Origin of the sequence: Massilia oculi (assembly GCF_003143515.1) — a bacterium.
In the GTDB taxonomy this organism is placed as follows: domain Bacteria; phylum Pseudomonadota; class Gammaproteobacteria; order Burkholderiales; family Burkholderiaceae_D; genus Telluria; species Telluria oculi.
The window spans coordinates 3,162,048-3,175,431 of the sequence record NZ_CP029343.1; the positions used below are offsets into that span (position 1 = coordinate 3,162,048).

The following is a 13,384-nucleotide window of genomic DNA, read 5'->3' on the forward strand; positions in this document are numbered from 1 at the left end:
CTCATCCGCTGTCACGAGCAGCGGATGAGGGCGGCGTGCTATTTGAAGTACTTCTTTCCCACAACGAACAAGAGACACTATGAACCGCCCACAACTGCTGCTGATCGCAGCCAGCGTCGCCATGGCCACCTTCTCCTTCGCCCAACCGGCGGCTGCCGCCCTGGAGGCCTCGAACCCGTTCGCCAAGCCGAGCACCCTGCAATATGGCTACCCGGCCTTCGACAAGATCAGGAACGAGCACTTCGCGCCGGCCTTCGCCGAAGGCATGCGCCAGGAAGCGGCTGAAGTCAGGAAGATCGCCGACAACAAGGCCGCGCCGACCTTCGACAACACGATCGTGGCGATGGAACGTACGGGCGAACTCCTGACGCGCGTGCGCTCGGTGTTCTACACGCTGACCGGCTCGTACACCAACGACACGCTGCAGGCGCTGCAAAAAGACCTGGCGCCGAAATTCGCGGCCCACGGCGATGCGATCCGCCTGAACCCGAAGCTGTTCGCGCGCATCAAGACCCTGCACGACAAGCGTGACTCGCTGGGCCTGGACGCCGAATCGACATTCCTGCTGGAGCGCTACTACAAGGACTTCGTGCGCTCGGGCGCCAACCTGTCCGAGGCGAACAAGGCCAAGCTGAAAGGCTACAACGCCCAGCTGGCGGCGCTGCAGACCCAGTTCAGCCAGAACGTGCTGCGTGAAGTGAACGCCTCGGCCTTCGTGGTCGATACCCGCGAAGAGCTGGCCGGCCTGTCGGAAAAAGCAATCGACGCGGCCGCCGCCGAAGCGAAGAAGCGCGGCCTGGAAGGCAAGTTCGTGATCCCGGTCGTCAACACCACCCAGCAGCCGGCGATGGCGCAGCTGAGCACCCGCGGCACCCGCGAGAAGCTCCTGACCACCTCGATGATCCGCGGCGCCCGCGGCGGCGAGTTCGACAACCGCAACGTCGTGCTGCAGCTGGCCAAGCTGCGCGCCGAGCGCGCCGAACTGCTGGGCTACGACAGCTACGCGGCCTATTCGCTGGAAGACCAGACCGCCAAGGACACCGCGTCGGTCAACAAGCTGCTGGGCGACCTGACCGCGCCGGCCGTGCGCAACGCGAAGAAAGAAGCCGCCGAGATCCAGCAGGTGATCGATGCAGAAAAGGGCGGCTTCCAGGTCGGCGCCCAGGACTGGAGCTACTACAGCGACAAGGTGCGCACCGCCAAGTACGCGTTCGACGCCAACCAGCTCAAGCCTTACTTCGAGTTCAACAACGTGCTGGAAAAGGGCGCCTTCTTCGCCGCCAACCAGCTGTGGGGCATCACCTTCAAGCAGCGCACCGACCTGCCGACCTATGACCCGGACGTGCGCGTGTACGACGTGTTCGAGGAAAACGGCGAGCACCTGGCGATCTTCATCATCGACCCGTACGCGCGTTCGAACAAGCGCGGCGGCGCCTGGATGAGCTCCCTGGTCGACCAGAGCTTCCTGCTGAACCAGAAGCCGGTCATCACCAACAACCTCAACCTGACCAAGCCGGCCGCCGGCGAACCGACCCTGCTCACCTGGGACGAAGTGCGCACCACCTTCCACGAACTGGGCCATGCCACGCACGGCTGGTTCTCGAAGGTGAAGTACCCGCGCTTCTCGGGCACCAGCGTGCCGCGCGACTACGTCGAGCTGCCGTCGCAGGTCTACGAGATGTGGATGGCCTGGCCTGAAGTGCTGGCCAACTACGCCAAGCACTACCAGACCGGCGCGCCGATGCCGAAAGAACTGCTGGACAAGCTGCGCGCCGCCCAGCGCTTCAACGAAGGCTACCGCACCACCGAGTACCTGGCGGCCGCGGTGCTGGATCAGAAATGGCACCAGCTGGGCTCCAAGCAGATGCCGAGCGACGTGATCGCGTTCGAGAAGCAGGCACTGAAGGACGCCGGCCTGGACTTCGCGCCGGTGCCGCCGCGCTATCGCAGCACCTACTTCTCGCACGCCATGGGTGGCGGCTACTCGGCCGGCTACTACAGCTACCTGTGGGCCGAGCGCCTGGACGCCGATGCCGGCGAGTGGTTCAAGGAAAACGGCGGCCTGCTGCGCAAGAACGGCGACGTGTTCCGCCAGAAGGTGCTGTCGAAGGGCGGCACCATGGATGCGGTCGAGATGTACCGCGACTTCCGCGGCCGTGACCCGGTCATCGAGCCGCTGCTGGAACGCCGCGGCCTGAACTAAGCCGGCCCGGGAAGCCGGCCCCGCGCCGGCTTCCTTCCGCACCATCTTCAAAAAGAGAAGCAAATAATATGAAACGTACCCACCTCCTGCTGGCCGCCGCCGTGAGCGCGGCCGTCCTGAATATCGCCCACGCCGCGCCCGCCGCGCAAGCCGCTGCCCCGGTCGCCGCCTCCGCGAAATTCGACGCCTCGAATCCGTTCGCGAAAGAGAGCACCCTGCCGTTCAACTACCCGGCCTGGGACAAGATCCGCAACGAGCACTTCGCGCCGGCCTACGCCGAAGCGATGCGCCAGCACGCCGCCGAGATCGAGAAGATCGCCAACAACAAGGCCGCGCCGACGTTCGAAAACACCATCGTCGCCATGGAGCGCTCGGGCCGCATGCTGGCGCGCGTGAGCACCGCTTTCGGCACCCTGTCGGGTTCCTACACCAACGACACCCTGATCGCCCTGGGTCGCGAGATGGCGCCGAAGCTGTCGCAGCACAGCGATGCGATCCGCCTGAACGCCAAGCTGTACCAGCGCATCAACACCCTGTACAACAAGCGCGACAGCCTCAAGCTGGACGCCGAATCGGCCTACCTGCTGGACCGCTACAACAACGACTTCGAGCGCGCCGGCGCCAAGCTGTCCGAGGCCGACAAGGTCAAGCTGAAGGAATACAACAGCAAGCTGGCCGCCCTGCAGACCCAGTTCGCCCAGAACACGCTGAAGGAAGCCAACGCCTCGGCGCTGGTGGTCGACACCCGCGAAGAGCTGGCCGGCATGAGCGACAAGGCGATCGACGCCGCCGCCGCCGAGGGCAAGAAGCGCGGCCTGGACGGCAAGTTCGTGATTCCGGTGGTGAACACCACCCAGCAGGCCGCCCTGTCGGTGCTGACCAACCGCGACACCCGCGCCAAGCTGCTGTCGGCCTCGATGGCGCGCGGCAGCCGCGGCGGCGAGTTCGACACCCGCCAGATCGTGCTCTCGATCGCGAAGCTGCGCGCCGAGCGCGCCGTACTGCTGGGTTACCCGAACCACGCCGCCTACAACCTGGAAGAGCAGACCGCGAAGACCACCGACGCCGTCAACGCCCTGCTGGGCGAACTGGCCCTGCCTGCCGTCAACAACGCCAGGAAAGAGGCGGCCGACATCCAGAAGGTGATCGATGCGGAAAAGGGCGGCTTCAAGGCCGCCGCGCACGACTGGGCCTTCTACAGCGACAAGGTGCGCGCCCAGCGCTACGCCTTCGACGCCGGCCAGCTGCGCCCTTACTTCGAGATCAACCGCGTGCTGGTCGACGGCGTGTTCTTCGCCGCCAACAAGGAATTCGGCATCACCTTCAAGGAGCGCAAGGACCTGCCGGGCTATAACGAAGACGTGCGCATGTTCGACGTGTTCGACGTCGACGGCAAGCAGCTGGCGATCTTCACCTTCGACCCATACGCGCGCTCGAACAAGCGTGGCGGCGCCTGGGCCAATGCCTGGGTCCCGCAGAGCAAGCTCCTGGGCACCAAGCCGGTCATCGCCAACAACCTCAACGTGGCCAAGCCGGCCGCCGGCGAGCCGACCCTGCTGACCTACGACGAAGTGCGCACCACCTTCCACGAGTTCGGCCACGCGCTGCACGGCATGTTCTCGGATGTGCAGTACCCGCGCTTCTCGGGTTCGCGCGTGCCGCGCGACTACGTCGAGTTCCCGTCGCAGGTCAACGAGATGTGGATGGCCTGGCCCGAAGTGCTGGCCAACTACGCCAAGCATTACCAGACCGGCGAGCCGATGCCGAAGGAATTGCTGGACAAGGTCCAGGCATCGAGCCAGTTCAACGAAGGCTTCCGCACCACCGAGTACCTGGCCGCGGCGCTGCTGGACCAGGCCTGGCACCAGCTGGCCCCGAACCAGATCCCGCAGGACGTGCTGGCCTTCGAGGCTGAAGCGCTCAAGAAGGCCGGCGTCGACTTCGCCCTGGTGCCGCCACGCTACCGCAGCACCTACTTCTCGCACACCTTCTCGGGCGGCTACTCGGCCGGCTACTACGGCTACCTGTGGGCCGAGAAGCTCGACGCCGACACCGTCGAATGGTTCAAGGCCAACGGCGGCCTGACCCGCAAGAACGGCGACCACTTCCGCAAGACCCTGCTGTCGCGCGGCGGCACGCTCGATGCGATGCAGATGTACCGCAACTTCCGCGGCAAGGATGCCGACATCAAGCCGCTGCTGGAGCGTCGTGGTCTGACCGGCGAGTGATTGTGATTGCGCCGATCGTGGGTTGCGATCGGCGTAGGTAGTTGGTTGAAAAACGTGGGCTCCCACCTTCGTGGGAGCCCAATTGCATTCGCGCACCACATCGGCCATTCATACCCCACAGCCGTGTTCTCCTTCCCGCCTCCCATGCCTTACAATGAAATCGAGCCAACACCGGAGAACACGATGCAACCAGAACACGATGCCGACCTGAAGGCACGCCTGAAAGCCCTGCACCGCGAGTTGCAAGAGACGGGCGACACCGATGTCGAACTGGAAACGCTGCTGCGCCAGCTCGATGGCGACATCGAGAAAGTGCTGGAGCGCCGCGCCGAGCAGCAGCTCGACGCCAATACCTATGGCCTGGGCTCGCGCACCCAGGAACTGGCGGCGCGCTTCGCCGCCCGCCACCCGCGCGTCGAGTCCGGCCTGCGTGAACTGGGGCAAATCCTGTCCAATATGGGCATCTAGCGCGCAGCCCTATCGCGGCATCCACGCCACAAGTCATTGATTTTAAGCCATTTTTCGGGGCACTCCGATGCCCCCGAAATGGTTTTCCGGTACAATGCCGGCCAATGAACTCCCCAGCCAATCTCTTTGCGACGGTCGCCAAGCGCTCCAGCCGCGCCGCTGCCGCACCTTTTCTCCCGATGTCCCGCGCCGAAATGGACAAATTGGGCTGGGATTCGTGCGACATCATCCTGATCACGGGCGACGCCTACATCGACCACCCGAGCTTCGGCATGGCCCTGGTCGGCCGCCTGCTCGAGGCGCAAGGCTACCGCGTCGGCATCATCAGCCAGCCCGACTGGACCTCGGTCGAGCCGTTCCGCGCGCTGGGCAAGCCCAATCTGTACTGGGGCATCACCGCCGGCAATATGGACTCGATGGTCAACCGCTACACGGCCGACCGCAAGATCCGTTCCGACGACGCCTATACCCCCAACGCCGAGCCGAACAAGCGCCCCGACCGCGCCGTGACCGTATATTGCCAGCGCGCCCGCGAAGCCTTCCCCGGCGTGCCGGTGATCGCCGGCAGCATCGAAGCCTCGCTGCGCCGCATCGCCCACTACGACTACTGGTCGGATAAAGTGCGGCGCTCGGTGCTGTTCGAGTCGAAGGCCGACCTGGTCATCTTCGGCAATGCCGAACGGGCCCTGGTCGACGTCACCCGCCGCATCGCGGCCGGCGAGAACATCAAGACCATCCGCGACCTGCGCGGCACCGCCTTCCTGGTGCCGCAGGGCTGGCTGCCGGACGAAGAATGGTCGGTGCACAACTCCACCCGCGTGGACGTGCCGGGCCGCATCGACAAGCAGCCGAACCCGTACGCGATGGCGCTGGAAGACCCGAAGACCTGCGCGCTCGATAACGCCGCGCCGGAGCCGGAAGTCAAACCGGTGGTCATCATGACGCGCGAGCAGCGCCAGGCCGCGGCGCGCGAAAAGGCGGCCAAGACCGTGGTGCGCCTGCCGAGTTTTGAAACCGTCAGCGAGGACCCGGTGATGTACGCGCACGCGTCGCGCGTGTTCCACCTGGAGTCGAACCCCGGCAACGCGCGCGCGCTGGTGCAGGCGCACGGCGACCGCGACGTCTGGCTCAATCCGCCGCCGCTGCCGCTGGCCATGGACGAGATGGACAACGTCTACGACCTGCCGTACGCGCGCGCGCCGCACCCGAGCTATGGCAAGGCCCACATCCCGGCCTGGGAAATGATCCGCTACTCGGTCAACATCATGCGCGGCTGCTTCGGCGGCTGCACCTTCTGCTCGATCACCGAACATGAAGGCCGCATCATCCAGAGCCGCTCGGAGCCGTCGATCCTGCGCGAGATCGAGCTGATCCGCGACACGACCAAGAACTTCGCCGGCACCATCACCGACCTGGGCGGCCCGACGGCGAATATGTACCGCCTGGCCTGCAAGGACAAGAAGATCGAGGAAAGCTGCCGCCGCCTGTCGTGCGTGTACCCGACCATCTGCTCCAACCTGGGCACCGACCACAGCAAGCTGATTTCGCTGTACCGCAAGGCGCGCGCGATCCCCGGCATCAAGAAGATTTTGATCGGTTCGGGCCTGCGCTACGACCTGGCGGTGCGCTCGCCCGAGTACGTGAAAGAGCTGGTGACCCACCACGTGGGCGGCCTGCTCAAGATCGCTCCGGAGCACACCGAAGCCGGCACCTTGTCGAAGATGATGAAGCCGGGCATCGGCGCCTACGACGAGTTCAAGCGCCTGTTCGACAAGTATTCGGTCGAGGCGGGCAAGAAGCAGTACCTGATCCCGTACTTCATCGCGGCCCACCCCGGCTCGACCGACGAGGACATGCTGAACCTGGCGCTGTGGCTCAAGAAGAACAACTTCAAGCTCGACCAGGTGCAGACCTTCACGCCGACGCCGATGGCGATGGCGACCACCATGTACCACTCGCGCAAGAACCCGCTGGCCAAGGTCACCGAGGATTCGGAGGTCGTCGAGACCGCCAAGAGCGGCAAGACCCGCAAGCTGCACAAGGCCTTCCTGCGCTACTACGATCCGGAGAACTGGCCGATCCTGCGCGAGGGTCTCAAGCGCATGGGACGTTCGGACTTGATCGGCAATGGCGAGCGGCATCTGATTCCGCCGCCGGGCGGCGAGTTGCCGGGGGCGGCGCGTGAGGAGCGTCGTCCGGCCGGTGCGCCGCCGAAGGGCCGCACGGTCGAGGTGGCGCCGCGACGCGGCGGCCAGCGCATCGCGGCAGCAGGTTCGGCCAGAACGTCGGCCAGCGCACCGTCTGCCAAGGTGAAGCCGTCGATCCTGTCGACCATCAAGTCCAAGCCGAAGGCCATCAGGAAGTAATCATGCCTCTGGGGGCGTGCTGGACGTCGCGTTCAGCGCGCCATTCGGCGTCGGCGCCCCACGCCGTTCGCGCGCGATGTCCAGGTCCACGCTGGCCTGCCTGGTGCGCAACGCGCGTGCATAGCGATGCCGTGCCCGCAGCCGCGGATTGGTCACCAGCGTCCCCAGCGTCTCGCCGATCACCATGACCACCCCCAGCAGCGGCAGCACCAGCATCAGCCCGACCACGCCCGCCAGCATGCCGCCGATAAAAATCATCAGCACCGTGACCAGCGGGTGGATATGCAGGCTGCGCCCGAGCGTCAGCGGCATGAACAGGAAATCGTCCAGCAGCCGCACCAGCACGAACACGCCGATCGCCCCATAGGCCATCAGCGGATTGCCCGGCGCATCGGTCGACGCCACGATCACCACCAGCACGCAGCCGGCGATGGAGCCGACGAACGGCACCCAGGCCAGCACCGCCGAGATCAAGCCGAGCAGCAAGGGCGAGGACACCCCGATCACCCACAGCCCCAGCGCCAGCACCAGCGTGTCCAGCACGGTCAGCTTCAGCAGCCCCTCGAAATAGCGGCGCGCGGTCTGGTCGACCTCGTGCAGCAGATAGAGCGCACGCTCGAAGTAGGCATTCGGCACCGCCCGCGCCAAAAACTTCTTGAAGCGCACGCCGTCGCGCAGCAGGAAGAAGGTGAGGAAGGGCGCCAGCAGCAGCGACGGCACCCAGGTCATGACGCCGACCACGATGTCGCCCAGGTGGTTCTGCGCGAAGTCGTTGGTATAGGTGCTGAACGCCATGTCGACGGTCGAGGTCAGCCGCATCCCGGCCAGGATCGGGAAGCGCGCCTCGAGCATGGCCAGCGAGTTGCGGACAAACGCCACGCCGCCATCCAGGTAGAGGCCGATGGTCGCTTCCCACGATTCTTCTTCCGGCCCGTCGCTCCAGCTCAGGGCCAGCGCCAGCGCCAGCGCGGCCAGCGTGAAGAACAGGGCGCAGACCCAGACCGCCGCGGCGTTGCGGCTGAAGCCCGAGCGCACCATCCGCTGCATCGGTCCCAGCAGGACGTAATAGAGCACCGTGCCGAAGATGAAGGGCAGGAATAGCCACAGCAGTTGCTGGACTACCAGCAGCAGCAGGCAGGTGGCGGCGACGATCCCGGTCCAGACCACGGGACCGGCGCGCTCGGGGCCGTTGACGATGCCCGGCACCGGACTCATAGCGCTTCCAGCTGCGGCCGGCCGGTACCCATCCATTCGCGCAGGCGCAGGCCGATGTGGCGCGCCAGCGCCAGCGAGATCTTGTAGCCGAGGACGGCGTCGGTTTCCATCAGGCCCAGGAAGTCGGCGCGGAAGAACACCGCCACCTCGCACGGCTCCATCGCGCGCGCCTGGGCATTGCGCGGCGAGTTGTCGAGCAGGGCCAGGTCGCCGAAGAAGCCGCCCGGTTCCAGCTCGGCCACCACCTGGGTCACGCCCTCGTGCAGGCGGCTGATGCGCACGCGGCCGCTCATCAGGAGATACAGCGCCTGGCCTTCCTCTCCTTCGTCAAAAACGATCTCATCCTTTAGATAGCGGCGCTCGTGCAGCAATCCATCGACAATCTTCAATTCCAGCGGTGTGAGCGCACTGAACAGGGAAGAACTCTTGAGCCGGTGCAGGCGCGGCGACATCCGAGGGGGCTTGAGGAAACGAAAAATCACTGGTGCTCCGGCGTGGTGCGGTGTGTTGTCTGTTTGATTATCCGCGATTGGATGCTGCTACGCATCAAAAAGCGTCACGCGCGCACAACAGTGTCGCATTTGTCCATACATTGACCAAACGTGCGCGCCGTGAAATGGGAAAGCGTGTAACATAAATTCTTTAATGCAACATTAGTTGCTGCGAAGTCATGTGCCGCGCGAGCCGTCGCGCGTGGCCCCGCCAACGTTCCGAAGAGGACAGGCAGTGATCGATATACAGACTTTCCTTCTTGCGCTCGGGATCGGTAACGTCGGCTTTGCGATCCTGATGGCAGGATATACCCACGGCGCCGACCGCAACCCCGGTTTGCAGCTGTGGATGTGGGCGCGCCTCGGCATGGGCCTGAGCCAGTTGGTCGGTTGGGCCCGCCCCATGCTGGACTTGCCGTTCCTGGGGGGCGTGGAAGGCATCGGCTGGATCCTTGCGGTGTCGCTCGAAATGGCCGCCTATTGCGTGTTCTTCGGATTCACGCGCTGGGGCCGGATCGTATTGCCGGTTGCCGTGCTGTCGTCGACCGTGGTGATCGCCGCCGGCATCCACGGCGCCAGCCACGCCCAGCTCAGCGCCCTGGTGGCGGGCGTGGTCGCGCTGTTCGCCGCCGCCATGGCCTGGGTGCTGCTGCGCCGGCGCCATGCGTCGTTGCTGCAGCGGATCATCGGCATCAACGATGCGCTGTTCGCCGTCGCGGTCGCACTGTGGGCCGGCTCGGCCCTGATGGGCAAGGGCCCGTTCGACCATGTGCTGGCGCGCGAAGCCGCCTATCTCGCCGGCTACCTGCTCATGATCGTCAACGGCTTCGGTTTCCTCTTGCTGTGCAAGCAGAAGGACGACGCGCGCATGGCGAGATTGGCCTCGACCGACTGCCTGACCGGCCTGCCCAACCGCCATGCCTTCCTGGAGCGCGCCGAGCGCGCCCGCCTGGCGGCCCAGCGCCAGCGCCATCCGCTGGCGCTGATGATGATCGACATCGACCACTTCAAGCAGCTCAACGACCGCTGGGGCCATGCCAGCGGCGACGACGCCCTCAAGGTGTTCGCCCGCACCGCGCGCGACGTGATGCGCGAGCACGAGACCATCGGCCGCCTGGGTGGCGAGGAATTCGCGATGATGCTGCCGGACGCCGACATCGACGCCGCGGTGCAGGCGGCCCAGCGCCTGCGCCGGGCGGTACGGGCGGCTACCGTGATCACCAGCGGGCCGAGCTACACGATGACGGTCAGTGTCGGCGTGGTGGTGCTCGATCCGAACGAAGACCTGAGCGCGGCGCTGGCGCGCGCCGACCATGCGCTGTACGCGGCCAAGCGCGCGGGGCGCGATCGGGTGGAAGTGGGGGATCCGGTGCGGCGGCGGGCGTGAACCGGCCACCGCGGATGCGCGGATGAAACCGGGGCGGAAAAAGAAAAAGGGTCCGACGAATCGGACCCTTCTTCCTTGATGCTGGCGGAGCGGACGGGGCTCGAACCCGCGACCCCCGGCGTGACAGGCCGGTATTCTAACCAACTGAACTACCGCTCCGTTTACTCTGATCGTACCTTCGATCGACCATCGAGATGCTTGGTGGGCGCTGAGAGGCTCGAACTCCCGACCTAATCCTTGTAAGGGATCCGCTCTACCAACTGAGCTAAGCGCCCATCTCGGTGGTTTCTATCTGACGCTTGTCATTGCGTCCGAAGAGGCCCGAATTATAGAGGCTGGGTTTCAAGGTCTGCAAGGGTTTTTCGAAAAAAATTCAAAAACCTTTTTTGCGGGCGTGGAAGCACGGCCGGAAGGCGGAGCCCGAACCGGCACATCTGCATGTGTTGTAATCAAGGCGACATACGCGATATTTACTTGCCGTTGTATGGACCATTCACGGACAATACCGCCTTTGACAAGTCGGCAACCTTAAAGCATCGCAAAGATGTGCGCCCTAGACGCGCTGCCGAGGGCGGGTCATATCCGCTCGCGCACCCGGTGGGGGTAGCGTCCATAAGAAGAGGAACGGGGACATCGGTTCTTTTTTTAATCACCAGGAAACACTCCATGACCAAGATGTCCAAGATGCACAAGCGCGTTATCCGCGCGCATGGCGCAATGCTGGCGCTGTCCGCCGCGTTGCCGATCGCACCGGCGTTCGCCCAGACGACCGAGTCCAACCAGTCCCTCCAACTGCAATCCGTGACCGTGACGGCCCAGCGCCGTACCGAGAACATCCGCGACGTGCCGGTCTCCGTCACCGCCCTGAAGGGCGACAAGCTGGATGTGCTGGTCTCGGGCGGCGACGATATCCGTTTGCTGGCCGGCAAGGTGCCGAGCCTGAACGTCGAATCGTCGAACGGCCGTACCTTCCCGCGCTTCTATATCCGCGGCTACGGCAACACCGACTTCAACACCTTCGCCTCGCAGCCGGTTTCGCTCGTCTATGACGACATCGTGCAGGAGAATCCGATCCTGAAGGGCTTCCCAATCTTCGACCTGGCCAGCGTCGAAGTGCTGCGCGGCCCGCAGGGCACCCTGTTCGGCCGCAACACCCCGGCCGGCGTCGTGAAATTCGAATCCGAGAAGCCGAACCTGAAGAAGGTCGAGGGTTACTACAACCTGTCGGCAGCCTCGCACTACACGATGAACGCCGAAGGCGCCGTCAACGTGCCGCTGTCGACCAATGTGGCGATGCGCGTGTCGGCCGTCGGCCAGCACCGCGACGACTACGTCAACAATTTCAGCGATGTCGCCAAGACCCAGAAGCGCGGTGAGCTCGACGGCTACAACGAGCACGCCGAACGCGTCCAGTTCTTGTACAGCAAGGACGGCTTCAGCGGCCTGCTGGGCTTCCACCAGCGCCAGACCAACGGCAGCGCACGCCTGTTCCGCGCCAACCTGATCAAGAAGGGCAGCAATACCTTCGCCGACGGCACCGACCTGGACGACATCGTCACCAACGCCCAGAACTTCCAGAGCCTCAAGACCAACGGCATCAACCTGCGCCTGCAGTGGGACCTGGGCAACTACAAGCTGCACTCGATCACCGGTTACGAGCACATCGTCGACTACTCGAGCCGCGGCGACATCGACGGCGGCACCCCGGCCGGTCCGGGGTTCATCCCGTTCCAGGTCGAGACCAACGGCTACATCGAGAACCTGGACCAGTACACCCAGGAATTCCGCCTCGAGTCGGCCTATGCCGGCCCGTTCAACTGGCAGACCGGCCTGTACTTCTTCGACGAAGACGTCACCGGCGGCAGCGACAACTTCAACAGCACCACCTATGCGCGCACCTCGCGCCTGCGTTCGAACCAGAAGAACGAGGCCTGGGCCGCGTTCGCATCGGCAAGCTACGACCTGACCCCGGACTGGACCGTCCGCGGCGGCCTGCGCTACACCAAGGACGAGAAGGACTTCCGCACCATCGAGGCGACCAACGTCGTCCAGATCGGCCCGTCGTCGGTCGAAGAAAGCAAGGACAAGATCAGCTGGGACGTGTCGGCCACCTATAAAGTGACCCCGACCGTGAACGTCTACGGCCGCGCCGCCACCGGCTTCCGCGCGCCGAGCATCGCCGCCGCCTCGGCCGAAGTGCCGATCACGGTCGCCGATTCGGAAACCATCAAGTCGTTCGAGCTGGGCGTGAAAGCCGACCTGTTCGACCGCCGCGCGCGCACCTCGTTCTCGATCTACGACTACACGATCGAAGACCAGCAGCTGACCGTGGTCGGTGGCAACTCGAACGTCAACCGCCTGATCAATGCCGACAAGACCAAGGGCAAGGGCGCCGAGTTCGACTTCGAAGCGGCCGTCAGCACCGCCCTGCGCGTGAGCGCTGGCGCCAGCTACAACTACACGCAGATCCGCGACGGCAGCCTGTCGGTCAACAAATGCGCCCAGTGCACCATCACCGATCCGCTGAACGCCGTCGGCCGCGTCGTCATCGACGGCAACCCGCTGCCGCAGGCGCCGCGCTGGACCTTCAACGCGACCGCCCGCTACGGCGTGCCGTTCCGCGACGGCGAGCTGTACTTCTTCACCGACTGGTCGTACCGCAGCAAGATCAACTTCTTCCTGTACCAGGCCACCGAGTTCACCGGCGCCCCGCTGACCGAAGGCGGCGTGCGCGTCGGCTACATCTTCGGCAACGGCAAGTATGAAGTCGCTGCCTTCGGCCGCAACGTCCTCGACCAGCGCCGCATCACCGGCGCCATCGACTTCAACAACCTGACCGGCTTCACCAATGAGCCGCGCCAGTGGGGTATGCAGTTCAAGGGCAATTTCTGATCGTTTGACAGTCAGTTCGCCCGAGCCGGAGGGCCGCGCATTGCGCGGCCCTTTTTTCGTTTTGGCCCATGGTGCATAGGATAAAAACCAAAAGTGTTACATGAATATTTATCCGCTAATTACTATATTCGCAA

The 13,384-nt window shown here is 64.7% G+C and carries 8 protein-coding genes and 2 tRNA genes; 6 read left to right on the plus strand and 4 right to left on the minus strand.

Translation table 11 applies throughout. The features are described from left to right. The first annotated feature begins 79 nt into the window (after window positions 1–79). From DIR46_RS14500 to DIR46_RS14515, 4 genes are all read left to right on the plus strand, one after another. Window positions 80–2,203 carry a M3 family metallopeptidase gene (locus tag DIR46_RS14500; RefSeq protein WP_109345864.1) on the plus strand — a complete coding sequence of 708 codons (2,124 nt, stop codon included), beginning with the start codon at window positions 80–82 and terminating at the stop codon, window positions 2,201–2,203. A 68-nt stretch (window positions 2,204–2,271) separates the two neighbouring features. Further along, the gene (locus DIR46_RS14505) at window positions 2,272–4,431 is read left to right on the plus strand and encodes a M3 family metallopeptidase (protein WP_109345865.1); all 2,160 of its coding nucleotides are present in this window, start codon (window positions 2,272–2,274) and stop codon (window positions 4,429–4,431) included. A gap of 183 nt (window positions 4,432–4,614) precedes the next feature. Continuing rightward, on the plus strand, window positions 4,615–4,899 hold the full coding sequence (locus DIR46_RS14510) for a DUF4404 family protein (protein WP_109345866.1): 285 nt from the start codon (window positions 4,615–4,617) through the stop codon (window positions 4,897–4,899). 104 nt (window positions 4,900–5,003) lie between these two features. Continuing rightward, window positions 5,004–7,265: a YgiQ family radical SAM protein gene (locus DIR46_RS14515; RefSeq protein WP_109345867.1), complete on the plus strand. Its 2,262-nt coding sequence runs from the start codon at window positions 5,004–5,006 to the stop codon at window positions 7,263–7,265. On the opposite strand, the gene DIR46_RS14520 is transcribed toward DIR46_RS14515, so the two are convergent. Both DIR46_RS14520 and DIR46_RS14525 read right to left on the minus strand, forming a co-directional pair. Further along, window positions 7,266–8,480 (minus strand): AI-2E family transporter, encoded by a 1,215-nt coding sequence (locus DIR46_RS14520; RefSeq protein ID WP_109345868.1) that lies wholly within the window; start codon window positions 8,478–8,480, stop codon window positions 7,266–7,268. Further along, window positions 8,477–8,962 carry a cyclic nucleotide-binding domain-containing protein gene (locus tag DIR46_RS14525; RefSeq protein WP_109345869.1) on the minus strand — a complete coding sequence of 162 codons (486 nt, stop codon included), beginning with the start codon at window positions 8,960–8,962 and terminating at the stop codon, window positions 8,477–8,479. Before DIR46_RS14525 ends, DIR46_RS14520 begins: the two co-directional genes overlap by 4 nt. Window positions 8,963–9,206: 244 nt before the next feature. On the opposite strand from DIR46_RS14525, the gene DIR46_RS14530 reads away from it, so the two are divergent. Further along, window positions 9,207–10,358, plus strand: a complete 1,152-nt coding sequence (locus tag DIR46_RS14530) for a GGDEF domain-containing protein (protein WP_109345870.1) — start codon at window positions 9,207–9,209, stop codon at window positions 10,356–10,358. Between the two features lie 82 nt (window positions 10,359–10,440). On the opposite strand, the gene DIR46_RS14535 is transcribed toward DIR46_RS14530, so the two are convergent. Together DIR46_RS14535 and DIR46_RS14540 are read right to left on the minus strand one after the other, a co-directional pair. Continuing rightward, window positions 10,441–10,517: transfer RNA gene (locus tag DIR46_RS14535), tRNA-Asp, on the minus strand. Between the two features lie 40 nt (window positions 10,518–10,557). After that, window positions 10,558–10,633, minus strand: a tRNA-Val gene (locus DIR46_RS14540). A gap of 391 nt (window positions 10,634–11,024) precedes the next feature. Here DIR46_RS14540 and DIR46_RS14545 point away from each other — a divergent pair. Beyond that, on the plus strand, window positions 11,025–13,250 hold the full coding sequence (locus DIR46_RS14545) for a TonB-dependent receptor (RefSeq protein WP_109345871.1): 2,226 nt from the start codon (window positions 11,025–11,027) through the stop codon (window positions 13,248–13,250). Window positions 13,251–13,384 lie beyond the last annotated feature (134 nt).

Bases quoted from the DNA above. Each gene is read 5' to 3' on its own strand.
- DIR46_RS14510 (WP_109345866.1), top strand. From the start codon at position 4,615: ATGCAACCAGAACACGATGCCGACCTGAAGGCACGCCTGAAAGCCCTG.
- DIR46_RS14545 (WP_109345871.1), top strand. From the start codon at position 11,025: ATGACCAAGATGTCCAAGATGCACAAGCGCGTTATCCGCGCGCATGGC.
- DIR46_RS14515 (WP_109345867.1), top strand. From the start codon at position 5,004: ATGAACTCCCCAGCCAATCTCTTTGCGACGGTCGCCAAGCGCTCCAGC.
- DIR46_RS14520 (WP_109345868.1), bottom strand. From the start codon at position 8,480: ATGAGTCCGGTGCCGGGCATCGTCAACGGCCCCGAGCGCGCCGGTCCC.
- DIR46_RS14505 (WP_109345865.1), top strand. From the start codon at position 2,272: ATGAAACGTACCCACCTCCTGCTGGCCGCCGCCGTGAGCGCGGCCGTC.
- DIR46_RS14500 (WP_109345864.1), top strand. From the start codon at position 80: ATGAACCGCCCACAACTGCTGCTGATCGCAGCCAGCGTCGCCATGGCC.